Genomic DNA, 25062 nt, shown 5'->3' on the forward strand with positions numbered 1-25062 from the left:
CTCAATATCGTCGATGTCAATCAGTGGGATGGCCGCGAGGTTACTACCAAGTCACATAGCCACGCGACCCCCGGTCAGCTCTGATTTCTCCACCGCACCGGGCTGCCGTTCACCGGCCCTGCGCAGTACGAGCACGAAGTTCCACGCCGCCACCTCCCGGACGCCGGGCACCCGGATCACCCACCGCGCCCACCACGGGTGATAGCGCGGCAACGCGTCCAGCACCTCGACGTCGCGGTTGCCCCGCGCCCACCGCAGCGTGTCCGAGATCGAGACCGGGAACAGCGTCTCCCGGTAGCGGTTCTTGGGCGGCCGACCCATCCGCCGCTCGTAGCGCCGGCGGGCCCGGTTGCCGCCGAGGTAGTGCCAGGGCGCGGTCTCGTGGCCACCCCACGGCGACAACCAGGGGGTGTAGGACACGAAGATGAGCCCGCCGGGCCGGGTCACCCGCACCATCTCGTCCAGCATCCGGGGTGGCTGGGCGACGTGTTCGACGACGTTCGACGAGAACGCCACGTCCACGCTGCCGCTACGGATCGGCAGTGCCGTGCCGCTGCCCCGCAGCATTCCCGCCACCGACCCGCCGGCCGCGGAGAAGTCCCCGACGTCCGGGTCCAACCCGAGGTAGCGGGCACCGGCAGCTCGGAAGGCGGCCGCGAAGTATCCCGGGCCGCCGCCCACGTCGAGCAGTGTCCGGCCGGCCAGCTCGGTGTAGCCGGACACCTGACGTACCGAGTCGGCGGCCAGCAGTCCGTAGAAGTGGTCGGGGTCGGTCTGCTCCACCAGGAACGCCCGGAACAGGGCCACCGACCGGCGCAGGGAGGCGAATCGGCGTCGCTCCGCCCGCCGCGTACGGTCGTCCGCTGCCGTCACCGCGCCACCGTCCCGTCCTCGTCCTCACCCCGGCCGACGGCCGCCTCCGGCGGCCCACCGGACGTGCCCGGCGTCACATCATGCGGGATGGTCGGCTCGGGGCGTACACCGGGGACCGGGACGACCGCGGCGACCACCGCGCCGATCGCGACCAGCATCGCCGCCTGCACCCACGACCGGTAGGCCCAGTCCTGTCCGTGGCCCTGCAACCGACCGGCCACGGCGGTCACGGTGGCCACGGTCAGGCCGCCGAGCACCACCACCGGCAGCGCGCGTACCGCCAGTTGTCGCAGCAGCATCGCGGCCAGCACGATGGCCACCGGAAGCACCCCGCCCAACACGGCGAGCAGCACCACCAGCAGCACCCCGATCACCCAGGCGGGAGCCTCCGCCGCGATGGCGTCCGCCGCGTCCCCGCCCGGCACCGCGGCGTCCCCGTCGGTCGTCGTCCGGCGGCGCACCGGCCAGGCGGCCAGCACCAGCACGGCCGCCACCGCCACCGCGCCGGCCGCCAGACCGCCCCGGTACGCCCGGTCAGGGGCGAAGACGAGCCGGACCTCACCACCGGCGCCGGCCGGCAGCACCCAGGCCTGCTGCCACCCGTCCGCCCGGGAACTGGCCAGCGTCTTTCCGTCGAGAGTGGCCGTCCAACCGGCGTTGGCGTTCTCCGGCACCACCAGCAACGCCTGCTCACCGGCGGCGACCCGGACGGTACGGTCGGTCGCCGCCCAGTCGAGCACCGTCACCTCCCGGTGCCGGGGCCCGGGGCGCGCCTCGGCCTCCGGCCGCAGCGTCGCGTCCTGCACGACGAAGCCCGCCGACGGCGACGTGGCCAGCCGCTGTCCGCCCGCCGGCAGGTCCAGCACCGCACCGTCCTCGCCGCAGATGCCGACCGGCACCGGCCGTCCGGCCAGCACGTCCGACAGGCTGGCCGAGATCGAGGTGTCGTACCGGAAACCGCCCAACTCGACGGTCGGCCCGTCACCGCAGCGCTCCACCACCACCGCATCGGTGTCGACCGGGCTCAGCAGGCTCGCCAACGCCGGGATCTCCACCTCCGCGATGCCGGCCGTGGCGGGCCAGCCGTTGCCCCGCAGATCCGCCAAGCGCTGCTCGGTCTCCCGCACCACGATCTCGAGCCGGTCGGTACGCACCGCCGGGAAGCGGACCGTCCCGTCGGCCTCGACCGACACCCGCACCTCGCGGCCGGGCGTGTGGATCTCCACCTGTCGTGGCAGCGATCCGATCGGCAACTCGCTCCCCCGCAGCCGCAACCGGTCGACACGACGCTCGCCGGACCAGCTCAGCGTCAGGGTGGGACGCAGGTCCCCGGTGCCGGCCAGCCAGGCCGTTCCCGGGTCACCGTCGATCGCCGCGTACCCGGCGACCGCCGGGTCACCGCTCAGCCGGGACGACGAAGCCGCCCGTACCTTCGTACCGGACAGCGTCAGCTCACCACCCGGCCGCGGCACCGCCGTCAGCTCCAGCCGATAGGTGCCGGCGGCCGGGTTGCGGAACAACCGGTCCAGGCCCAGTGGTTCCTCACCGACCCGCGCGAGGAACCGGTCGCAACGGATCACCGTGCCGTCCGGCCGGGTGGACGCCCCACCGGAGCCACCGGCGGGCACCGCCTCCGGGCCGGTCCGCCGCGCCGGATAGCACGCCGGGCGGTCCGCCGGCCCACGGCTGAACGCCCAACTGACCGGTGTCGACAGGTCGTCCGGCAGATCCGCCGGGGCCCGCAGCGCGCGGCGTGGTTCGGTGTCCGGAATGGACATCTCCTCGATGCCGACGGCACCGTCGAGGCGGCCGCCGGCCACCGACAGCACCGTCACCCGGATCCGGCTGGTGGGGCCGGGCAGCGTGTAGTACGAGTGACCGCCCAGCGTGGGCGCCACCTCATGATCGACCGAACCCCGGTCCGTGGTGAGCCGGAACCGTTGCACCGGCCAGCCCACCGCCAGGTCGCTGACGAACGCGAGTCGCACGCTGTCGACCTGGCGAGGGGTGTCCAGATCCACCTGGAGCCACTGTTCGACCGGCCCGACCAGCGGTGCGGAGTGCCAGGCCGTGCCGCGTTCCCCGTCGATGGCGGCGAACGGCAGGTGCGACGGGTCGGCCGGGCCGAAGCTGTCCACGAAGCTCGCGGCCGACGACGCCGTCACCGCACGGATGCCCTGGTAGGTCGCGGTCGTCTGGTGCTGCTCGCCAGGGAAGGGCAGCACGTCGAGGGCGACCCGGCGCTGTCGTCCTGCCTCGTTCGCGGTCAACGTCTGGGAGAGGTTGTCCCGGACCCGACCGATGTCGCGCTCCCGGCGGCGTAGGCCGTCCGTGACGATCCACCGGTCACCCACCGCGTCGTCCGGAGACGTGGCCCGGTCACCGGCGAGCACCACGGGCCGGTCCCGTTCCACCACCCCCTGTTCCAGCAGGGGAAGCAGCGACTCCGGACCGCCGCTGACCGTCGGCACGTCGGCGGTCAGCACCGCCGAGGCCGGCGGCACCGGCCGCCGCACCTCGTACACCTCGATCGCCGGCGGGGAGCCGGCACCGTCGTCCACCGGGCTGCCGAGGGTCCGGGACAGCGCCTCGGTGGTGCCGAAGGTGGCCACCCGGGCGATACCGGGCGAGTCGGCCAACGCCCGACGCAGCACCGTCACCGGCGGCGCGTCGACCTGGGTCCGGTCGAGGTCGTTCCGCAGCAACAGGTGCCGGAAGCCGGAGCGGGCGAGCAGGTCGGCCAGGCCGGCCGAGCCCCGGCCGCTGGCCAGTACCTCCTCGACGCTGTCCATCATCCGGGTGTTGCCCGCCGACCCCAGCGGGATCTGGTTGCGCACCGCCCACGGCGCCTCGGCCAGCGCCTGCAACGGCTCGTCGACGGTGCGTCCCCAGTCGTACTGTCCGAAGCCGGAGCCGGGCACCACCAGCGTGCGGGCCAGCGCGTCGCGGTCGGCCAGCCAGGTCGCCGCCGATCGCCAGTGCGGCGGCAGGTCGGACCAGCCGGGGCCGGGACGCAACAGGCCCAGCCACGCCGGTGCGGCCGCACCCAGCACGAGCAGCAGCACCGGCACGAAGACCAGCGGACGCAGCCGGATCCCGGGCCGGCGGCGGGCCAGGGCGTGATGCATCCGGGTGGCCACCGCGTCGACACCGTGCGCGAAACCGAGCATCAGCGGCAGCCGCAGCACCGGGTCGAGCTTGTGCACGTTGCGGAACGGTGCCAACGGGCCGTCCAGCAGATCACGGACCACCCCGGAGAGCGGACTGTCGACCGCCCCGACGTAGCCGATGGTGAGCAGGGTCAGCCCGGTGAGGAACCCGGTCACCAGGAAGCGCCGCTGCGGCAGCAGGTTGCCGGCCAGCCCGGCCAGCCCGATCAGCGCCACCACCGCGGTCAGCGCCATCAACACCGGATGGTCGATCAGCAGCCAGCCCGCCGGCCACCACGGCTCGCCCTGCACGATGTACGCGACCCACTGGTTGGTGCCGCGTACCGCCTGGAACAGGGAGGCCACCGCGGTGGTCGTGGTGGACGACTCGATGTAGTCGAGGAAGGGGAGGCTGTACTGGCCGAGCAGCAGCAGCGGCACGATCCACCACAGGCAGACCCCGACGACCCCGACGCACCACCAGGCGACCAGCCGTACGTGCTGCGCGTCCCACCGTCGGGTGAGCAACCAGACGCCGGGCAGCAGCAGCGCCATCAGCACCACCGCCGCATTGATTCCACCCATGCCGAGCACGGCCAGGGCGGAGAGCGCCGCCGCCCGGCGCGGAGAACCGATCCGGCGTACGGTCACCAGCGGCAGCAGCACCCAGGGCAGCATCGAGGCGGCCAGTGTCTCCGAGGAGAGCGCGCCGACCTCGGTGAGGATCCGCGGAGCCAGCGCGTAGCCGAGCGCCGCCGCGTACCGCGTCGGTTCGGTGCCGATGTGCAGCGCCCGGGCCAGCCGCAGCAGCCCGTAGAAGGCGGCGACCAGCAGCAGTGTCGTCCACAGCCGCTGCGTGATCCAGGGCGGTACCCCCAGCCACTGCCCGGCGGCGAAGAACGGTCCCATCGGGAACAGGTAGCCGTACGCCTGGTTCTGTAACTCACCCGAGGTGGCTTCCGGGTTCCACAGGTGCAGCGCCCGGGCCATGAAGTGGATCGGGTTCGCGGCCAGGTCGAGTTTGGTGTCGAAGGTGACCTGACCGGGTCGCTGGCCGAAGGCGATCGCGGTGAGCAGCAGCAGCGACAGCACCGTGCCGGGCGAGCGGCGCAGCCGCGCCGGAATTCCCCTCATCGGCGGCACTCCGGCGGCAGGCAGCTCAGGTCGGCCAGTGCCGAGAAGAAGATGCGCCGCATCCCGCCCGGCTGCTCGGTGACGAAGACCCGCCCGCCGGTGACCTTCGTGATGGCCTTCAGCTCCTCCGGGTCGATGTCCGCACCGAGACCGATGAAGATGATCGGCAAGGGGCGGCGTGGTTCCTGCAACCGCTTGAGTTCGGCCAGGAAGTCGGCGCGGCCGATGCTGTCGTCGTCCTCGTTGCGCCCGTCGGTCATCACCAGCACCAGGTTGATCCGGCCCGGCGTCCAGTTGCGGCGCGCGTCGCGGTACGCGGCCAGCGTGCTGTCGTACAGTCCGGTGCCGCCCTGCGGCTTGACCCGGATCTCGGCCAACGCCTCGGTCAACCGTTTGCGCTGGCTACCCAGTGGGCGAACCGGCAGGATCTCGCGGTGGTCCCGGTCACCGTCGACCTTGGTGGAGAAGGCCCAGATGCCGAGTTCGCTGTTGTCCAGCAGCAGCGCCGCCCCCTCCCGAGCGGCCCGCACCGTGGCGTCGAGTCGGGTGCCACCGGCGGGTACCGGCGCGGCCATCGAACCGGAGATGTCCAGCAGGGTGAGGATCCGGGCGCTGCGCTGGACGCCGCTCCAACCGGTCAGCACGTCGCTGACCGTCTGCTCGGCTGGCAGCGGCACCGGCCGACGTTCCTCGGCCCGCAGCCGGTCGTCATCCGGCATGGCCGGCGGGAAACCGGCCGCGGTCCGGAAGCCGTAACCGGCGAACACCTCCCGGGCCTCGCCGGTCAGCAGCGTGTCGAGGAACGCGCCAGCAGCGTCACGGGCCCGCCCCTGCGCGGCGGGCAGCACCACGTACGGCAGGTCCAGCCAGGGCACGTCGACCTCCGGGTACGCCGCCACCAGCTTGCCGCTGGCCGCCAGGGCGTTGTGTTCCAGCACCGCCTGTTCGCTGGCGGCGACGACGCTCACCCGGCCGGGCAGGTCCTGGTTCGGGGTCAACGAGCTGGTTTCCTCGGCCGGGCTGAAGGTCCGCTCGGCGAGCCGACGCAACGTGGCCGCCACGGTCGCGGCCGAGTCCCGGTTGTCGTCGGCCAGTGCGCGGGCGCCGAGCAGGGCGCCGACCCCGGCCGGGTCGGCCGCCGGATCGGGCAGCCCGACCTGGACCGCTTTCGCCCGGGTACCCAGGAGCGACGCCCAGTTCAGCGGCTTGTCCGGCCAACCGGATCGCCGTGCGATCCGGTCGGTGACGGCCAGCACGACCGGGGTGCTCGCCACCGACGTGCCCTGTCCGGGTACCTCGAAAGCACCAGCGGCACGGGCCCGGCGCAGCCAGAACGTCGACTCCGGCAGCCACGCGTCGGCCACGTCGCCGTCGTCGGCGAGTTCCCGGGTGACCGCCACCGACGGTCGGGCCCGCACCTCGACGGAGACGCACGGTTGGCTTCCGGCGTTGGCTCGGGCCACCCGGTCGAGGGCCGGGGCGATCACCGGAGCGGCCACCACTCGGAGCCGGACCTGTTCGACACAGGTCGGGGTGCCCCGATCGGCCCGGATGTACGACGCCGCCGCCCAGCCGGCGAGCAGCAGCGCGAGGGCGGCACTGAGCAGCACCACCGGTGAACGGCGGGACAGGACGCGCGCCGGCGCGGGACGGTCGGCAACCACCGCCGCCTCACCTCCTCGTCACGCCTGCGGACGATGTCCCACCGCAGGTCACAACACCTGCCGCGACGACATCGGGCACCAGACGCCGGGCATCGCACGCGGTCGCGCTGCACACCCTGCCAAGGTTTCGGCCCGTCGGCAAACCCCTCGTCCCCGACCCGTTACCGGATCGTCGCCGCCAGATCTGCCCATTGCGCAGCCGGGCCGGACCGCCCTAGGGTGGCGCGATCGTGCTCACTTACTCACCAGTAGGAGCAGCGTGGACAACACCGACACCCCCTCCCGCCACGTCCTGTTCCTCAACTGGCGAGACACCACCAATCCCGAGGGCGGCGGCTCGGAGGTCTACATCGAGCGGATCGCCGCCGAGTTGGTCACCTTCGGTCACCGGGTGACTCTGCTCTGTGCCGCCCACGACAACGCCGGGCCGGCCGGGACCACCGAATCCGGCGTACGCGTGCTGCGGCGCGGTTCGCGGATGACCGTGTACCTCCGGGCGGCGCTGGTCTGCCTCGCCAGCCGGTTCGGCCTGGGCCCGCTGAGCCGACGAGGTCTCGGCCGACCGGACCTGATCGTCGACGTCTGCAACGGCGTGCCGTTCTTCGCGCCGCTCTACGCCGGGCGGCCGGTCATCGCGCTGGTCCACCACGTGCACCGGGAGCAGTGGCCGGTGGTGTTCGGACCGTGGATGTGCCGACTCGGCTGGTGGATCGAATCCTGGCTCGCGGTACGGCTCTACCGGCGGTGCCGCTACGTCACGGTCTCCGAGGCGACCCGCGCCGAGCTGGCGACCCTCGGCGTCGACGCCGAACGGATCGACGTGGTACCCAACGGAACCCCTCCGGTGACCGGTCCGTCCCTGCCCCGCACCCGCAACCCGTCGCTGCTGGTGCTCGGCCGCCTGGTTCCGCACAAGCGGGTCGAGATCGCCCTGCGTACGGTCGCCGAACTCGCCGCGGAGCTGCCCGAGTTGGAGCTGGTGGTGGCCGGGCAGGGGTGGTGGGAGGAGCCGCTGCGCGAGCGATGCGCCGCCCTCGGCATCAGCGACCGGGTGCGGTTCACCGGCTTCGTCAGCGAGGAGGAGAAGCACGCCCTGCTCTGCTCGGCCTGGCTCGCGCTCACCCCGTCCCTCAAGGAGGGCTGGGGCCTGACCATCGTGGAGGCGGCCGCCCGCAGCACCCCGACCGTGGCCTTCAGGTACGCGGGCGGGGTCGCCGAGGCGATGGTCGACACCGAGACCGGCCTGCTGGTCGACGACGAGCGGGAGTTCACGGCGGCCGTTCGGGAACTGCTCGCCGACGACGTCCGACGCAAGGCGATGGGCGAGGCGGCCCTGTCCCACGCCGCCCGCTACACCTGGACAGCGACCGGCGCCCGGTTCGCACAGCTGGTCACGGCGGCAACTCCGCGCAGCGGCTGATCAGCCGGGCACCCGAACGATCCTGGACACGACGAAAGGCGCCCGCGTACTGCGGGCGCCTTCGCGCCGTTCGAGGTCAGCGCGTGCCGTACAGCGGGGCCTCGGTCTGCTCACTCACCTTGGTGTTGGCAGCCTCCTTGGCGGACGGGCTGAGCACGTTCGCCAGACCGACGCTGCCGAGCATGCCGAGCACGACCCCGAGTACCCCGACGGCGACGAACGCGGGCAGGTTCCTCATCCACCTTCTCCTTCCGCGGGACTCGCGTGCCGGGACGCTACCACGCGGTAGCACAATCGCGCAGTGCCCGAAAAAACGAGGACCAGCACCACCGTTCCGGCCAACAGGTGCGCCAGGCCCACCGGGCCGGGACGGCTCGGCCGCGCCGCCGGACGCCACGCCGGATTCTCGTACAACGTCAGCTCGGCACCGGCGTACACCGGCCGCAGTCCGGCCAGCGTCGCCGGGTCCGGGGTCGGGCCGGCGGCGCGCTGCACCAGCACCCAGCGCGGGCCGGCCGCGGCCACCGGCTCGCCGGCCACCAGCAGCTCACGCAGCCGGGCGGCGCGCGGGTCCTCACCGGCGACCGCGGTACCGTCCACCCGCAGCGTGTCGTCGATCAGGACCGGCACGCCGAGGTAACGAGGCGCCGGATCGATCACCACCCGGCCACCGTTCCACGCGTAGCTCTGATACTCCTGGAACGGCAGCGACACCACCTCGCCCGGCCGCTCGTCGACGAGCCGCGCCACCGTCTCCCAGTCCGCCGGCCACGCCACCGGCCGCAGCCGTCCCGCGCCGCCGACGGCGAGGTCGGGCAGCACCGCCAGCGGCAGCAATGCCGCGCCGGCCAGCAGCACCCGCCCGGTGGCCTGGTCGAACCGGGTCGCGAGGCGTCCCGCCAGTCGCTCCGCGCCGAGCGCTCCGGCGACCACCAGCAGCAGCACGTACGGCATCAGCAGCTTCTGCCCGTCGCGGAGCAGCCCGGCACCGGGCACGGCGGTGACCAGCCAGCCCAGCAGGCTCGCCCCACCGGGCAGCACCCCGAGCGCGGCACCCAGCCACGAGGCGACCGCCAGCAGGCCGAGCCGACCGACGACCGGCGCCGACCAGCGGCGCCACAGCACCGGCACGCCGTACCCGGCGACCGCCAGCACCAGCAGCGTCGCCACGGGTATCAGCCATCCGCCGCGGGACGCCGGGGTGGCCTGTCCGTTCCAGATTCCGCCGGTGCCGGCCAGCGCCACCAGCGGCCCCGCCCAGTTCTCCGCGCGGGCGGCGAAGACCGCCACCCCCACCGGGTCGGAGCGGCCTGAGCCCGTACTGACGAACCCGGCCACCAGCCACGGCGCGTTCAGCAGCAGCGTCGTACCAATCCCGGTCAGGGCGGTCCGGGCCGCTCCCGAGTACCGCCCGACCAGCAGCACGGTGACCACGACCAGGGCGAGCAGCCCGCCGGTCGGAGTGATCGCGGACGCCGCCGCGGCCAGCAACAGCCGACGCAGGGCACCCCGCTCGCCGTCACGCACCCCGATCGCGGCCCGCACCAGCCAGGGCAGTGCGGCGTACGCGACCAGCAGCCCCCACTGCCCGATCAGCAGCCGCTCGGCCAGGTACGGCGTCCACGCGTACCCGAGGGCGGCCACCACCCGCACCCCGACCCGCTGCGTCGGCACCAGCCGCGCGGCGCCCAGCGCGGCCAGGTAGAGAATCGCCACCAGCACCAGTCGTTGCAGCAGCCACCCGGGGAGCAGCTGCGAGACCAGCGCCACCACGGCGTCCTGCGGGACGGCCCGGGGCAGGGCCGTGGCCGGGGCGATGACCTCCCAGCTCAAGGCCGGCCGGGGCACGAAGACCATGTCGTAGCGCAGCACGTACCCGGGCAGGGCCAGCGGCGCCAGCACCACCGTCGTCACGGTGGCGGCCACCACGTGCGGCACCAGCCGTTCCCGCATCCGTCGACCTCACCACTGCCGGCGCGCGGCGATCGGCCGCGCTGGTGGCGGCCACTGTACGCGGCCGTGGTCGGGCCGATGACCATCGAACCATCCGTTGACCTGATGTAAGGCGCGACGGTCGGTGTGGCAGTGTTCCCGCCATGGCAGCGAACCCTTCCCCGCCTTCCCTCACGGTCGACCGGACCGTTGGTCCGGACGCGCCGCGCCGGGACCGGGTTGATGCGGGTTCGTCGATGCCCACGGGGGGTGCCCCGGCGGCGGAGGGCACCGGCGGTTGGCTGGGTGCGGACCGGATCCGGACGGTGGCGCTCGCGATCGTCGCCCTCAGCGTGCTGTGGCGCGCCCAGTTGGCCTCGCGCGGCTTCCTGGCAGCCGACGACTACGTGATGATCACACAGGCGGCCGAGGCCGACCTGACCGTCGGGCACCTGCTCACCCTCTACAACAACCACCTCATGCCCGCCGGCCGGCTGATCACCTGGCTGATCACCGAACACCTCGGGATGGTGTACTGGCCGTACGTGCTGCTGATGGCGCTCGGCCAGGCGATCCTCGGCATCGCCTTCCTCCGGTTGCTGCGCCGGCTGCTGCGACCGTCCTGGCTGTTGCTCCTGCCGCTCGGCGCGCTGATGTTCAGCCCGTTGACGCTGGAGGCCACGTCGTGGTGGGCCGTCGGGGTCAACATGCTGCCGATGCAGATCGCCATGGTGCTCGCGGTGAGCGCACAGGTCAGCTACGTGCAGACCGGGCGCAAGCGGCATCTGCTGACGCTGGCCCTGTCCGTGCTGCTCGGCCTCGTCTTCTTCGAGAAGGCGATCCTGGTCGTCGCGCTGGTCTTCCTGCTCACTGCCGCCCTCTACGCCGACGGCGGCTTCTTCCGTACCCTCTGGATCACCCTCCGCCGCTGGTGGCCTTCCTGGTTGCTGCTGACCGCGCTGTCGCTCGGCTTCCTCGCCGCCTACCTGATCAACTCGGAGTCCTCGCTGCGGCGGCCGACATCGGTCGGCGAGGTGTTCACCTTCCTCACCCAGATGCTCGGGTCCACCGTGATGCCGGGCCTGGTCGGTGGGCCGTGGCGATGGCTGGGGGCCGGGGACGGCGCACCGGTCGCGGCACCACCGGAACTTGGCAGGTGGGTGGCCTGGACCCTGGTCGTGGCCCTGATCGTGGCGACCGTACGCCGCCGTCGTCGCGCCGGCCGCGCCTGGCTGCTGCTCGGGGCGTACCTGGTCCTGGTGGCGGGCATGCTGGCCGCGACCCGACTCGGCTCCACGTTCAGCGGGGTCGCCGGTGGCGTGCCCCGGTATGTCAGTGACGTCGTCGTGGTGGCCGCCATCTGTCTCGGCGTCGCCGTGGTCGGGCTGGCCCGGCCGTCCCGGGGCACCAGGGAAACCGAACCGGCAAACCTCGACATCTCGCCAGCGGGACCGGAGGTCCACCCGAAACCAGCGGACGTGACGACTCCGGACCGCACCGTGGCCGTACCGAGCAGCGCCCCGACCGCACCGGACCCCGTGTCGTCCACCCCGCCGGCCGGCTCGACCACACCGGTGCTGGCCGAGTCGGTCCGGACCGGGCCACCGAGACAGGTGGTGGCGAGGCTCGGCGTCATCCACGCGGAAGCTCCCGTCGACCCCGAGCCGCAGCCCACCGCAGCAGCCGAGCCGGTGCCGTCGGTGCTGACCCCCGAACGCGTGCCGGACGGTGCGGCCGGCGCAGTCGACAGCCCGGGGCCGGTCGCCAGCCAGCACCCGGCCGGTGGGCCGGATCCGGGCGACGCCACGGCTCCATCGGCGTCCCCGCGCCAGGCCGTCGAGCAACCGGCCGAGCCGGAACGGCGACCGCTGGTCGCCGACTCTCCTCCTCCGCCCGGGCTGTTCGGTCCGCTGCCGGAGCGCTACCGGGAGGCGGTGCACGTCGTGCTCGCCCTGGTGCTCGTCGCCGTCTGTTTGGGCACCGTCTGGACCACGTCCCGGTACAGCGACGAGTGGGCGGCCAAGTCCGGCAGGTCGTACGTCGACACGGTGCGGATCGAGATGGCCAGCGCGCCGCCGGACACCGTGTTCTTCGACGGCCCGGTGCCCAACGAGGTCGTGCCCAACCTGTCCTGGCCGTACAACCTGCAGTCCCGGTTCTTCCGTGCCTTCGGCACCCGCCCCACGTTCGTGGACGAGGCCGACAACCTGTCGGTGCTGGACTCCCTCGGCCGGATCCAGGTGGCCACGGTCATCGGCAGCACCATCCAGCCGGGACCACAGGAAGGCTGCGGCTACCTCGTCTCCGGCGGGCAGAGCGTACGGATGCCGCTCAACGAGCCCCGTCAGGACTGGCACTGGGTGGTCCGGATCGGCTATCTCAGCTCGACGACCGGCACGGCGACGCTACGGCTCGGCACCGGCACCGCCGAGTTCCCGATCAAGAAGGGCCTCAACCAGCGATTCTTCCGCATCATCGGCGGCGGGGACTCGGTCGAGTTGACCGTGCGCGGGACGGACATCTCGTTCTGCACCAACGAAATCGCGATCGGCAACCCGGCACCGAAGCCCGAGTAGGCCGAGCCGGCATGGCCCAGACCACCAGCAGGGACGTCGCACGGGTGCGACTCGGCGCGGCCGGTGCCGCGGTCACCGTCGCGACCGTGGTGACCAATGCCCTGGCGTACGTCGTTCCGATGCTCGGTGCGCGCCGGCTCACCGCCGCCGACCTGGGCGCGCTGGCGACGGTTCTCGCGCTGGCCGCGATCGCGGCGGTACCCGGCTTCGGTCTGCAGATCGCGGTGGCCGCCCACCGGGCCCGCCGGGGCGCTGGTGACACCCGCCGTCTCGGGTTACGAACCGCAGCCCTCACGGCCGGGGTGACGACTGCCGCCGCACCGGTGCTGACCGTCGCCCTGCGGCTGCCGCTGGCACTCACGCTGCTGCTCGCCACCACCACGTTCGCCACCGTGCTCAGCGGCCGGTGGCTCGGCGAACTCCAGGGGCAGGAACGTTTCCTGCGGCTCGCCGCGGCGATGGTCGCGGTGGCCCTCGGTCGCTACGGGGGACTGGTCGCCGGGCTGCTGCTCGGCCGGGGGCCGGAGGTGTGCCTGCTCCTGACCACCCTGACCGGCCTGTTCGCGCTGCCGCTTTTGGCCCGTCTCGCCAGTTCACCCGAGTACCCGCGACCGGCCGACCCGGCCACGTCCGATCGCCCCGATGTCGTGACCGGGACGTCACCCGCCCGGCGCCCCGCCGGGCAGCGACTGGGGGCGCGGCAGGTGATGACGGCGTGCGGCGCGACGCTGGCGATGCTCACCATCTCGTACGCGGACCTGATCCTGGCCCGCCAACTCCTACCGGCGGCCGACTCCGGCGCGTACGCCGTCGGCGCGGTCCTCAGCAAAGGTGCCCTCTGGGCGCCTCAGGTCGTCACGCTGCTGGTGCTGCCCCGGCTGGCCCAGGGTGATCGGCGGGCCCGACTGGTGGCCCTGGCGCTGATCCTGGCGTGCGGGGCGGTCCTGGTGGTGAGTTCGGCGGTCGCCGGCGAGCTGGCCTTCCGGCTCGTCGGCGGCGCCGATTATCTGCACCTGGCAGGGACGGCGCCGATGTTCGCGGCCGTCGGGGCGCTCTACGCGGTGGTCTTCATGCTGGTGAACGATCGGGTGGCGACCGCCGCGCGATGGCCCGCCGCGCCGCTCTGGCTGGCGACGGCCGGGCTGACCGCGGCAGCCGCCCTGGTCGCGCCACGCACCGTGACGGGGGTGCTGAGCTGCTCGCTGACCGTCGCCACGCTGTCTGCCGTGGTGATGGCCTGGCTGGTGTTCGTGCGCGGTCGGCACTGACAGGCGGGACATCCGACCGTCACCAGGAGTGACAATTCGGCCTGCCCGCCACGTTGAACGGGCACGACTGGGGATCCGTGGCGACTCGGGCTCCCCGACGGTGGTTCGGTTGGCTACCGTGGTTCTCTTCCGGAGTAGGATCCCCTGGCTCCGCATGCGGTACGTCGCTAAGAGGTAGTTGTGACGCTGTACGGCGAAGAACGCCCCCCGCCGGCCGACGATCGGCCGACGGTGCAGGTGACTGCGGTCAGTTGGCCGATCGAGGAGCCGGTCCGACCGGCGCCCGTTCCGCCGGACGGCGACCGATCCCGCTCCCGCCGATTCCGGCTGCTGCTCGCCTCCGGCGTGGCCACCGCCGTGCTCGGCTCGGTGGGCGCGGTGGCGGTCTGGGCCTACGCGGGTGACGTCCCGCGCGGCACCAGCGTCCTCGGTACCGAACTCGGTGGGCGCAGCCGGACGGACGCCGCGCGGGAGCTACAGGCGCAGCTGGACCGCCGGGCGGCCGAACTCCAGGCCCCCATCCAGGTACGCGTCGGCGAGCGGACGGCCGAGATCAATCCCGCCGAGGTGGGGCTCACCGTCGACGTGGAGGCCACCGTGGCCGCCGCCGCCGCGACGAGTGCCCACGCCGTGGACCGCCTGGTCGGCTCGCGGGAGGTCGAGCCGGTTGTCTCGGTGGACGTGCCGAAGCTGGAGACCGCGCTGAAGGAGCTCGTGGGCGACCAGGGCCGGAAGATGACCATGCCGGCGATCACCTTCTCTGGTACGAAGCCGAAGGTGCGCTACCCGAAGCCCAGCCTCACCATCGACCCGGAGCATTCCGCCGAGGTCGTCAAGCAGGGCTGGTTGAACGGGCAGCCGGTGACCGTCCCGCTTGTCGAGAACCACCCGGCCACCACGGCCGAGGAGGTTGACCGGCTGGTCGCCGAGCTGGCCGAGCCGGCGGTGGCGGCACCGGTCAAGCTGACCACGGAGCGTGGTTCGGTCACCATTCCGCCGACGGCCATCGCGAAGGGCCTCCGGTTCAAGGCCGACAAGACCGGCAAGCTCACGCCCAGCGTGGACGTCAAGAAGCTGAAGGCCGCGCTCGGCAGCAAGCTCGACACCGTCGAGGTGGCCCCGAAGAACGCCACGATGAGCATCTCCGGCGGCAAACCGAAGGTGAAGGACGGACGGCCCGGCAAGCAGGTCGACACCAGCAGTCTCGGTAGCGACCTGCTCGCCGTCCTGCCGAGCGGCACGGATCGTACGGTCTCCGCCGAGCTGAAGCCGGTCGAGCCGAAGCTGACCGCCGCGAAGCTCCGCAGCCTGGGGATCAAGGAGAAGGTGTCGTCCTTCACCACCAACTTCACCGGCGGGCTCTCCTCGCCCCGTAGCCAGAACATCGTGACGATCGCCAACGATGTGAAGGGCACCGTGGTCCTGCCCGGCGAGACGTTCTCGCTGAACGGTCACACCGGCGAACGCGGCTACGCCCAGGGCTACCGGGACGCGCCGGTGATCCTCGACGGCAAGTTGGTGCCGGGCGTCGGCGGCGGCACCTCGCAGTTCACCACGACCCTCTTCAACGCCTCCTACTACGCAGGCTTGGAGGACGTCGAGCACAAGCCCCACTCGTACTACTTCAGCCGGTACCCGGCGGTCATCGAGTCGACCATCTTCTGGCCCAACCTCGACTTCAAGTTCCGCAACAACACCGAATACGGCGTGCTGATCGACACCTCCTACACCGGCAGTTCGGTCACGGTGTCGATGTGGAGCACGAAGATCTGGGACAGCGTGAAGACCGAGTACGGCCCGCGGCGGAACATCACCTCGCCGAAGACCGTCTACCTCGAACCGGGCCCGAGCTGCATCCCCGCCAACGGCAGCCAGGGCTTCACCCAGGACGCGTTTCGGGTGATCAAGAAGGACGGCAAGGTCGTCAAGCGGGAGAAGTTCAGCTGGACCTACAGTGCGGAACCCCGCTTCATCTGCGCCAAGAAACCCGCCTGACGTCCACCGGGCGCCAGCTCGGTCACGGCCCCGCCAGCTCCGCGCCGGCGGGGCCGTTCCCAGTCGAGGCGCTCCGACGAGCTTCGCGACTATGCCTGACCGACTTCTCGACGGCGCCGCCTACCCAGGTCATCGGGGCCTACCCAGGTCATCGGGAGACGGCGTCGGAACCATGCGTTCTTCCTGCACCCGGATCTCCACGCGAGAGCGATAGGCAGCCGGATGCCAGATCTCCTCGAACGGGCCGATAATCGCGCCGCCGACACCGCGGCGACGAACGCGTGCTGGGCCGAGGGCGTAAGCCGGAAGGAGCCCCAACGCGTTTGAGGGCCACCCCATCAGGGGTGGCCCTCAAACGAAGAATGTCCGGCGGTGTCCTACTCTCCCACACCCTCCCGGGTGCAGTACCATCGGCGCTGGAGGGCTTAGCTTCCGGGTTCGGAATGTGACCGGGCGTTTCCCCTCCGCCATGACCGCCGTAACCTTATCAACATGTCAAACAACACCGTTCGCTGACACTATCGTGTCAGGGGTGTGTGTTTGTTTGTTGTGAGTTACACAGTGGACGCGAGCGATCGTTGTAGTCAAGTCCTCGGCCTATTAGTACCGGTCAACTGAACCCGTTACCGGGCTTACATTTCCGGCCTATCAACCCAGTCGTCTAGCTGGGGGCCTTACCCACCCGAAGGTGGTGGGATACCTCATCTTGAAGCAGGCTTCCCGCTTAGATGCTTTCAGCGGTTATCCCTTCCGAACGTAGCTAACCAGCCGTGCCCCTGGCGGGACAACTGGCACACCAGAGGTTCGTCCGTCCCGGTCCTCTCGTACTAGGGACAGCCCTTCTCAAGTATCCTACGCGCACGGCGGATAGGGACCGAACTGTCTCACGACGTTCTAAACCCAGCTCGCGTACCGCTTTAATGGGCGAACAGCCCAACCCTTGGGACCTGCTACAGCCCCAGGATGCGACGAGCCGACATCGAGGTGCCAAACCATCCCGTCGATATGGACTCTTGGGGAAGATCAGCCTGTTATCCCCGGGGTACCTTTTATCCGTTGAGCGACACCGCTTCCACACGCAAGTGCCGGATCACTAGTCCCGACTTTCGTCCCTGCTCGACCCGTCAGTCTCACAGTCAAGCTCCCTTGTGCACTTGCACTCAACACCTGATTGCCAACCAGGCTGAGGGAACCTTTGGGCGCCTCCGTTACCCTTTAGGAGGCAACCGCCCCAGTTAAACTACCCACCAGACACTGTCCCTGAACCGGATAACGGTCCGAAGTTAGATACCCGAATCAACCAGAGTGGTATTTCAAGATTGCCTCCACCCATACTGGCGTATGAGCTTCACCGGCTCCCACCTATCCTACACAAGCCGACTCAAATACCAATGTCAAGCTATAGTAAAGGTCCCGGGGTCTTTCCGTCCTGCCGCGCGTAACGAGCATCTTTACTCGTACTGCAATTTCGCCGGGCCTGTGGTTGAGACAGTGGGGAAGTCGTTACGCCATTCGTGCAGGTCGGAACTTACCCGACAAGGAATTTCGCTACCTTAGGATGGTTATAGTTACCACCGCCGTTTACTGGCGCTTAAGTTCTCCGCTTCGCCCCGAAGAGCTAACAGGTCCCCTTAACGTTCCAGCACCGGGCAGGCGTCAGTCCATATACATCGAATTACTTCTTCGCATGGACCTGTGTTTTTAGTAAACAGTCGCTTCCCCCTGCTCTCTGCGGCCATACAACGCTCCACCCGCGCGGGGCTTCACGTCTCCGGCCCCCCTTCTCCCTAAGTTACGGGGGCAATTTGCCGAGTTCCTTAACCACAGTTCGCCCGATCGCCTCGGTATTCTCTACCTGACCACCTGTGTCGGTTTGGGGTACGGGCCGCTCGAAACTCGCTAGAGGCTTTTCTCGGCAGCATAGGATCACTGACTTCACCTGAATCGGCTCGGCATCACGTCTCAACCTTCATGCACCACGGATTTGCCTATGATGCGGTCTACACGCTTACCCCGGCACAACCACCGGCCGGGCTCAGCTACCTTCCTGCGTCACCCCATCGCTTGACTACTACCCGCCAGGTTCCCACGCTCCCCAACCTCGACCCGAAGGTCTCGGCTGGTTCGGGTGGTTAGCACAACGAGGTTCGTCAGGGACGCTCCTTCGCGGGTACGGGAATATCAACCCGTTGTCCATCGACTACGCCTCTCGGCCTCGCCTTAGGTCCCGACTCACCCAGGGCGGATTAACCTGGCCCTGGAACCCTTGGTCATCCGGCGGAAGGGTTTCTCACCCTTCTTTCGCTACTCATGCCTGCATTCTCACTCGTGCCGCGTCCACAACTCGATCACTCGGCTGCTTCACCCCCGGCACGACGCTCCCCTACCCACCCACACACCTGCACACCACCCCGAAGAGTGATGCGAAGTCATTGTGTGAGTGCCACAGCTTCGGCGGTGTGCTTGAGCCCCGCTACATTGTCGGCGCGGAACCACTTGACCAGTGAGCTATTACGCACTCTTTAAAGGGTGGCTGCTTCTAAGCCAACCTCCTGGTTGTCTATGCGACCCCACATCCTTTTCCACTTAGCACACGCTTAGGGGCCTTAGCTGGTGATCTGGGCTGTTTCCCTCTCGACTACGAAGCTTATCCCCCGCAGTCTCACTGCCGCGCTCTCACTTACCGGCATTCGGAGTTTGGCTGATTTCGGTAAGCTTGTAGGCCCCCTAGACCATCCAGTGCTCTACCTCCGGCAAGAAACACACGACGCTGCACCTAAATGCATTTCGGGGAGAACCAGCTATCACGGAGTTTGATTGGCCTTTCACCCCTAACCACAGGTCATCCCCCAACTTTTCAACGTTGGTGGGTTCGGCCCTCCACACGGTCTTACCCGCGCTTCAGCCTGCCCATGGCTAGATCACTCCGCTTCGGGTCTAGAACATGCGACTCAAACGCCCTCTTCAGACTCGCTTTCGCTACGGCTCCCCCACACGGGTTAACCTCGCCACATGCCACTAACTCGCAGGCTCATTCTTCAAAAGGCACGCCGTCACCCCGCAAGGCTCCGACGGATTGTAGGCGAACGGTTTCAGGTACTATTTCACTCCCCTCCCGGGGTACTTTTCACCATTCCCTCACGGTACTCGTCCGCTATCGGTCACCAGGAAGTATTTAGGCTTACCAGGTGGTCCTGGCAGATTCACGGCAGATTTCAGGAGTCCGCCGCTACTCGGGAACACCCACAGAAGACCAGCTGCTTTAACCTACCGGACTATCACCGTCTACGGTCAGCCTTTCCAGACCATTCAGCTAACAACTGGCTTTATCACTCCTCACACGAGTGTCAGCTCGTGTAGCAGGGTCCCACAACCCCGACCACGCAACCCCTGACAGGTATCACACGCAACCGGTTTAGCCTCAATCCGCTTTCGCTCGCCACTACTCACGGAATCACTATTGTTTTCTCTTCCTACGGGTACTGAGATGTTTCACTTCCCCGCGTTCCCTCCACACACCCTATGAGTTCAGGTGCAGGTGACATCACATGACTGATGCCGGGTTACCCCATTCGGACACCCTGGGATCACAGCTCGGTTGACAGCTCCCCCAGGCCTATCGCGGCCTCCCACGTCCTTCATCGGCTCCTGGTGCCAAGGCATCCACCGTCCGCCCTTGACAACTTGACCACAAAGATGCTCGCGTCCACTGTGCAATTCTCAACAAACAACCAACCCACAACCCACAAGCCCCACACCAGACCCGACCACCGCCGGCGGTATGCGAGACCAGGCCATGCCTGGCGCCTGACAAACCCCACCAAGGATCCGTCCACGGCTCTGAAAGACCAACCACACGGGTTGTTCCTTCAGGACCCAACAGGGTGCTCTACGCCAACCACCAGCCGCACCGAAAACCCGTTCCCACCACCAACAGTGGCTGTACTAAGAGAAAATTTCGGCCGTTGCCGGCACCGACTCACCAGTGTCTCCGCCAATGAGCACCCCACCATCACACTCGGACAGCGCGGGCTCCATACCCACCTTCGCGGGATGGTGCTCCTTAGAAAGGAGGTGATCCAGCCGCACCTTCCGGTACGGCTACCTTGTTACGACTTCGTCCCAATCGCCAGCCCCACCTTCGACGGCTCCCTCCACAAGGGTTGGGCCACCGGCTTCGGGTGTTGCCGACTTTCGTGACGTGACGGGCGGTGTGTACAAGGCCCGGGAACGTATTCACCGCAGCGTTGCTGATCTGCGATTACTAGCGACTCCGACTTCACGGGGTCGAGTTGCAGACCCCGATCCGAACTGAGACCGGCTTTTTGGGATTCGCTCCACCTCACGGTATCGCAGCCCATTGTACCGGCCATTGTAGCATGCGTGAAGCCCTGGACATAAGGGGCATGATGACTTGACGTCATCCCCACCTTCCTCCGAGTTGACCCCGGCAGTCTCCCATGAGTCCCCAACCGAATTGCTGGCAACATGGGACGAGGGTTGCGCTCGTTGCGGGACTTAACCCAACATCTCACGACACGAGCTGACGACAGCCATGCACCACCTGTCACCGGCCCCGAAGGACCCCACATCTCTGTGAGATTTCCGGCGATGTCAAACCCAGGTAAGGTTCTTCGCGTTGCATCGAATTAATCCGCATGCTCCGCCGCTTGTGCGGGCCCCCGTCAATTCCTTTGAGTTTTAGCCTTGCGGCCGTACTCCCCAGGCGGGGCGCTTAATGCGTTAGCTGCGGCACAGAGAACCGGAGAGGCCCCCCACACCTAGCGCCCAACGTTTACAGCGTGGACTACCAGGGTATCTAATCCTGTTCGCTCCCCACGCTTTCGCTCCTCAGCGTCAGTATCGGCCCAGAGACCCGCCTTCGCCACCGGTGTTCCTCCTGATATCTGCGCATTTCACCGCTACACCAGGAATTCCAGTCTCCCCTACCGAACTCTAGCCTGCCCGTATCGACTGCAGGCCCGCAGTTGAGCCACGGGTTTTCACAGTCGACGCGACAAGCCGCCTACGAGCTCTTTACGCCCAATAAATCCGGACAACGCTCGCGCCCTACGTCTTACCGCGGCTGCTGGCACGTAGTTGGCCGGCGCTTCTTCTGCAGGTACCGTCACTTGCGCTTCGTCCCTGCTGAAAGAGGTTTACAACCCGAAGGCCGTCATCCCTCACGCGGCGTCGCTGCATCAGGCTTCCGCCCATTGTGCAATATTCCCCACTGCTGCCTCCCGTAGGAGTCTGGGCCGTGTCTCAGTCCCAGTGTGGCCGGTCGCCCTCTCAGGCCGGCTACCCGTCGTCGCCTTGGTAGGCCATCACCCCACCAACAAGCTGATAGGCCGCGAGCCCATCCCAAGCCGAAAAACTTTCCACCCACAAACATGCGTCCGCAAGTGAATATTCGGTATTAGCCCCGGTTTCCCGGGGTTATCCCAAAGCCTAGGGCAGGTTGCTCACGTGTTACTCACCCGTTCGCCGCTCGAGTACCCCGAAGGGCCTTTCCGCTCGACTTGCATGTGTTAAGCACGCCGCCAGCGTTCGTCCTGAGCCAGGATCAAACTCTCCAACAAAAACCTGGAAAATCCATCCCAGCAACAAACCAAATTGTTGCCAAAGGAATCCAAACCAACCAGAAAAACTGGCCAGCCCGGGAATCAAACAAAACTTGGCACTGGCTTATCAAGCACCCTGTTGAGTTCTCAAAGAACAACCACACACCATCCGAAACCCACACCGTGGATCCCATCCGGGGCACCACACCCGACCACAACCGCACCGGGCACTTTTACTACGTTACCTCACCCTCTGCGGCGAGTCAAACCGGCTTGTCCCGGTCCGTCACGCTTCAGGCGGTTCGGCGCCCGCGAACGAGCGCAGCGGTTGCCCGCTTGACTCGGTCATCGGATTTGGCAGGCCGGCCGCTGCGGTTGCCCGCAGGCTCGCCCGGTTCCCTGCCGGTCGTAAACCTTACCCGGTCGGTTCCGCCCCACCAAATCCGCCCCTAGGCGGCCCGGCAGAGCCCCACCCGGCCGTGCCCACAGAGGAGATCCCCGGTGGACCCGGTACCTGGCGGATTGTGACTCTCAGAGCTTTCGCCCTGTTTGCCCCTTCCGCGCTGGCAGAGAGAAAGTTACGCGTCCGGCGGATTGATCGTCAAATCGGCTGGGCGCGGCCCCCGTCACACTGACACCTGAGCCTGACGCGGCTGCTCCGGCTCTGCCGGGTGGAGCACGGCCGGGCCGACCGACCGTGACTCACGGCGTACCGCGTCGGTGTGCCCGCCACCCCCGCAGGCCCAGCAGACCCACGGCCGTACCGATAGCCAACGACGCCGCGATGAGCAGTGCGTGCACCCAGAGGAAGCCCGTCGCCGGCCAGTCCCCGACGACCCCGCTCGCCCACGACCTCGGGTCATTCCAGATGGCCACCGCGAACCTCGGCCAGATCACCCAGTTCCAGATCCCCACTCCGGCGAGGAACACTGCCCAGCCGCGTGACAGCACCATGGTCGGCGAGTATGCCAGCGGCTGGACCGGGACATCGGCGAAAGCCTCCGATCGGTACGGTGGGTCGCATGAGTCCGCTGCTGAGCCGCACCAACGCGGAGGCGCATCTCTACCTGGATCTGCACCCCTGCACCTGCGGGGAGACGCGTTTCCCGCGAGATAGTGCGGTCGTGGTCCTCGACGACGGCGACCTGGCCAGCCGGTACACGGGTACCTGCGCCGGCTGCGGTCAGGAACGGGAGTTCCTCTTCCGGCTGCCACCGACGGCCACTTCCGCCGGCGGCGGATTTCGCTACGGCGGTGACGAACCCTCACAGCTGCTCGACCCAGGAGAGTGGCTGTGGGTCTCCGACGCGTACGCCGGACAGGTGCCGGCCGACCCCGGTGCCGGCGAGGCAGGGCAGCGAGCCCGAGCAGCGCTGACCCGAGCCGTGGCCGCCCTCGACGAGGTCGCCAAGTTCATCCCACCGGACGGGGCCGTTGTCCCGGCGGACGCCTTCACCAGCGACCGCGGCCGGCAGCTGTACCAGCGCGAGCCCGGACGGTTCCGGCGGGACCGACTCACCGCCGTCCGCGACGCGTACGCCGGGATGCTCGCGCGGCTCGTCTGACGCACCGCCGCCGCGGCTACCTCGGCCCGGCCTCGTAGTTGCGAGGGTCGGTGAAGGTTCCCGGCGGCAGCAGCTGAGCCGGCGGCAGGTCGTCCAATTCCACCGGGGTCAGCCGGCCGATCAACTCCCACATCGACCAGGCGACCGCGCGGAGCTTCCGTTCCCGAGTGGATGAGGCTGCTGGTCCGGATGGGCCGACCAGGTCAAGCTCGTGCACGAAGTAGACCATCTCATCACCTGCCTTCCCGACCGAGACCACGAGCAGTCCACCGGACGGATTGGCGATCACCAACCAGTCCGGCGACAGCCAAGGGTCCCGGTGCACGCGCTGAGCATGCACCAGGTCGATCGGTGGGTGACCGGGATGCACGCCGAACAGCGGGCGCTCCGGCAACAGGGAGAACGGTTTACCCGGAACGTGGTGTTCGGTCTCGGGCTCGGCACCGTTGGTCTGGCCGAGCCAGCGGCGGTAGCTCACTGGAAGTCGAACCCCGAGCGCAGCCTCCAGCGACTGGAGTTGGGTTTCGTCCAGTTGGCCGTACGGACGCAACCGCGCTCGCTTCCACAACCGACCGGTCGGCGGTTCCATCACCTCGTTCTCGTCCACCCTGCGGACGGTGACCTCCCAGTCGTCCGCGCTGGACATGTCGAGATCCGCGAAACGCCAGGTCTCCTCGCCCACCGGGAAGGTCTCACCGAGCGTGACCTCGTGGGCGAAACTCTCGTCGCGCTGGAACGGCATGACGATGATCTCGGCACGCACCGGCGGCCCCACGTCGACCCAGCGCACCCCGAACCGTGCTGGTCCGACGCTCGCCGTCGCGTTGCTCGGCACGGCGGCTACGTGAGTGAACGAGCGCAAGGGCCCTGCCCTCCCAGTTTCCTCAGGCACGATCAGGTCCAGCATGTCGTTCGGCGCCGGCTCGACGCGCGGGCAGGCACATCGCGTGCGAGGCGTTCATTCGCCCTCGGCGTGGACCGGCTGGCGCGGCCGGCTCCGCGCACTGCGCAACGATCGGGTCGCTCAGCGAATCGGCGGCTGTGCCGTCCACCCGTGCCGCTCTCATGGCTGCCCGTGCTCGTAGTTGGCGGGATCCGTAAACGTCCCGGGCGGGTGGATCTCGACGGGGGGAAAGTGGTCCATCTCCATCGGGGTCAGCCGGCCGATGAACTCGTACATCGACCAGGCCACCGCCCGCAGCTTCCTTTCCCGGGCGGCCGTAGCTGCCGGGCCAGGTGGGCCGACCAGGTCAAGCTCACTCACAAAATAGACGCTCTCGTTGCCCAACTCCGCCGAGACAACCAGCAGCCCACTGGCCGTATTCGCGATCACCAGCCAGGCCCGCGACAGCCAGGGGTCGCGGTATCGACGCTGGGCGTGCACCAGGTCGAACGGGGGATATTCGGGGTGGACGCCGAACAGCGGAGCCGACGGAAGCAGGGCGACAGGCATTCCGGGGATGTGGTGCGGCACCTCGGGTTGCGCACCATTGTTCCGCGCCAGCCAGACGCGGTACTCACGCGGGAGCGAGGCCCCGAGCGCGGCCTCCAGCGACTGGAGCTGGGTCTCGTCCAACTGGCCGTAGGGTCGCAGCCGTGCTCGTTTCCACAGCCGGCCGGTCGGCGGCTCCATCACCTCGTCTTTGTCCACCCGACGGACGGTGACCTTCCAGTCGTCCGCGCTGGACATGTCCAGATCCGCGAAGCGCCAAGTCTCCTCGCCAACCGGGAAGGTCTCGCCGAGCGTGACCTCGTGGGCGAAGCTCTCGTCACGTTGGAAGGGCATGACGATGATTTCGGCACGTACCGGCGGCCCCACGTCGACCCAGCGCACCCCGAACCGGGCCGGCCCGACAGGCGTCGTCGTGTTGTTCCGGACGGCGGCCACATGAGTGAATGAACGCACCAGTAACCTCCCGGTT

The 25062-nt window shown here is 68.8% G+C and carries 13 protein-coding genes and 3 rRNA genes; 5 read left to right on the top strand and 11 right to left on the bottom strand.

Translation table 11 applies throughout. The features are described 5' to 3' along the window. Window positions 1-51: 51 nt before the first annotated feature. From O7597_RS09530 to O7597_RS09540, 3 genes are read right to left on the bottom strand one after another with little or no spacing between them, the layout of a single operon-like run. Window positions 52-873: a class I SAM-dependent methyltransferase gene (locus O7597_RS09530; protein ID WP_281582491.1), complete on the bottom strand. Its 822-nt coding sequence runs from the start codon at window positions 871-873 to the stop codon at window positions 52-54. Next, a complete protein-coding gene (locus O7597_RS09535; protein ID WP_281582492.1) occupies window positions 870-5156 on the bottom strand; it encodes an alpha-(1->3)-arabinofuranosyltransferase in 4287 nt (1428 codons plus the stop codon). Before O7597_RS09535 ends, O7597_RS09530 begins: the two co-directional genes overlap by 4 nt. After that, window positions 5153-6820: a substrate-binding domain-containing protein gene (locus O7597_RS09540; protein WP_281582493.1), complete on the bottom strand. Its 1668-nt coding sequence runs from the start codon at window positions 6818-6820 to the stop codon at window positions 5153-5155. Before O7597_RS09540 ends, O7597_RS09535 begins: the two co-directional genes overlap by 4 nt. 259 nt (window positions 6821-7079) lie before the next feature. On the opposite strand from O7597_RS09540, the gene O7597_RS09545 reads away from it, so the two are divergent. Further along, the gene (locus O7597_RS09545) at window positions 7080-8240 is read left to right on the top strand and encodes a glycosyltransferase family 4 protein (RefSeq protein ID WP_269737374.1); all 1161 of its coding nucleotides are present in this window, start codon (window positions 7080-7082) and stop codon (window positions 8238-8240) included. A 76-nt stretch (window positions 8241-8316) separates the two neighbouring features. Here O7597_RS09545 and O7597_RS09550 read toward each other — a convergent pair whose 3' ends face one another. Beyond that, the gene (locus O7597_RS09550; RefSeq protein WP_164449583.1) at window positions 8317-8478 is read right to left on the bottom strand and encodes a hypothetical protein; all 162 of its coding nucleotides are present in this window, start codon (window positions 8476-8478) and stop codon (window positions 8317-8319) included. Next, window positions 8475-10193 carry a hypothetical protein gene (locus O7597_RS09555; protein WP_269737375.1) on the bottom strand — a complete coding sequence of 573 codons (1719 nt, stop codon included), beginning with the start codon at window positions 10191-10193 and terminating at the stop codon, window positions 8475-8477. The genes O7597_RS09550 and O7597_RS09555 overlap by 4 nt, the downstream gene beginning before the upstream one ends. A 236-nt stretch (window positions 10194-10429) precedes the next feature. Between O7597_RS09555 and O7597_RS09560 the strand changes: the two genes are divergently transcribed. The 3 genes from O7597_RS09560 (at window position 10430) to O7597_RS09570 (ending at window position 16011) form a co-directional block, all read left to right on the top strand. Then, window positions 10430-12748, top strand: coding sequence for a hypothetical protein (locus O7597_RS09560; protein ID WP_269737376.1), 2319 nt, complete (start codon window positions 10430-10432; stop codon window positions 12746-12748). Between the two features lie 11 nt (window positions 12749-12759). Continuing rightward, window positions 12760-14016 (top strand): polysaccharide biosynthesis protein, encoded by a 1257-nt coding sequence (locus O7597_RS09565; protein ID WP_281582494.1) that lies wholly within the window; start codon window positions 12760-12762, stop codon window positions 14014-14016. Window positions 14017-14196: 180 nt separating this feature from the next. Then, the gene (locus O7597_RS09570) at window positions 14197-16011 is read left to right on the top strand and encodes a VanW family protein (RefSeq protein WP_281582495.1); all 1815 of its coding nucleotides are present in this window, start codon (window positions 14197-14199) and stop codon (window positions 16009-16011) included. A gap of 364 nt (window positions 16012-16375) precedes the next feature. Here the strand turns inward: O7597_RS09570 and rrf are convergent. From rrf to O7597_RS09590, 4 genes are all read right to left on the bottom strand, one after another. Continuing rightward, window positions 16376-16492, bottom strand: a 5S ribosomal RNA gene (gene rrf / locus O7597_RS09575). Window positions 16493-16591: 99 nt separating this feature from the next. Further along, a 23S ribosomal RNA gene (locus O7597_RS09580) occupies window positions 16592-19701 on the bottom strand. 377 nt (window positions 19702-20078) lie between these two features. After that, window positions 20079-21593 (bottom strand): 16S ribosomal RNA (locus tag O7597_RS09585). Together the 16S, 23S and 5S rRNA genes form the textbook arrangement of a ribosomal RNA operon. Before the next feature lie 684 nt (window positions 21594-22277). Beyond that, window positions 22278-22529 carry a hypothetical protein gene (locus tag O7597_RS09590; RefSeq protein WP_281582496.1) on the bottom strand — a complete coding sequence of 84 codons (252 nt, stop codon included), beginning with the start codon at window positions 22527-22529 and terminating at the stop codon, window positions 22278-22280. A gap of 68 nt (window positions 22530-22597) precedes the next feature. Between O7597_RS09590 and O7597_RS09595 the strand changes: the two genes are divergently transcribed. Then, on the top strand, window positions 22598-23140 hold the full coding sequence (locus O7597_RS09595; protein WP_281582497.1) for a hypothetical protein: 543 nt from the start codon (window positions 22598-22600) through the stop codon (window positions 23138-23140). Window positions 23141-23156: 16 nt separating this feature from the next. Here the strand turns inward: O7597_RS09595 and O7597_RS09600 are convergent, their stop codons facing one another. Next, window positions 23157-24047 carry a DUF6406 domain-containing protein gene (locus O7597_RS09600; protein WP_281582498.1) on the bottom strand — a complete coding sequence of 297 codons (891 nt, stop codon included), beginning with the start codon at window positions 24045-24047 and terminating at the stop codon, window positions 23157-23159. 156 nt (window positions 24048-24203) lie between these two features. Next, on the bottom strand, window positions 24204-25046 hold the full coding sequence (locus tag O7597_RS09605; RefSeq protein WP_281582499.1) for a DUF6406 domain-containing protein: 843 nt from the start codon (window positions 25044-25046) through the stop codon (window positions 24204-24206). Between the last annotated feature and the right edge of the window lie 16 nt (window positions 25047-25062).

Origin of the sequence: Verrucosispora sp. WMMC514 (assembly GCF_027497295.1) — a bacterium.
GTDB lineage: Bacteria > Actinomycetota > Actinomycetes > Mycobacteriales > Micromonosporaceae > Micromonospora > Micromonospora palythoicola.

Coding starts and splice junctions, on each gene's coding strand:
- O7597_RS09535 (WP_281582492.1), bottom strand. CDS start 5,156: ATGAGGGGAATTCCGGCGCGGCTGCGCCGCTCGCCCGGCACGGTGCTG.
- O7597_RS09550 (WP_164449583.1), bottom strand. CDS start 8,478: ATGAGGAACCTGCCCGCGTTCGTCGCCGTCGGGGTACTCGGGGTCGTG.
- O7597_RS09555 (WP_269737375.1), bottom strand. CDS start 10,193: ATGCGGGAACGGCTGGTGCCGCACGTGGTGGCCGCCACCGTGACGACG.
- O7597_RS09560 (WP_269737376.1), top strand. CDS start 10,430: ATGCCCACGGGGGGTGCCCCGGCGGCGGAGGGCACCGGCGGTTGGCTG.
- O7597_RS09565 (WP_281582494.1), top strand. CDS start 12,760: ATGGCCCAGACCACCAGCAGGGACGTCGCACGGGTGCGACTCGGCGCG.
- O7597_RS09590 (WP_281582496.1), bottom strand. CDS start 22,529: ATGGTGCTGTCACGCGGCTGGGCAGTGTTCCTCGCCGGAGTGGGGATC.
- O7597_RS09595 (WP_281582497.1), top strand. CDS start 22,598: ATGAGTCCGCTGCTGAGCCGCACCAACGCGGAGGCGCATCTCTACCTG.
- O7597_RS09600 (WP_281582498.1), bottom strand. CDS start 24,047: ATGCTGGACCTGATCGTGCCTGAGGAAACTGGGAGGGCAGGGCCCTTG.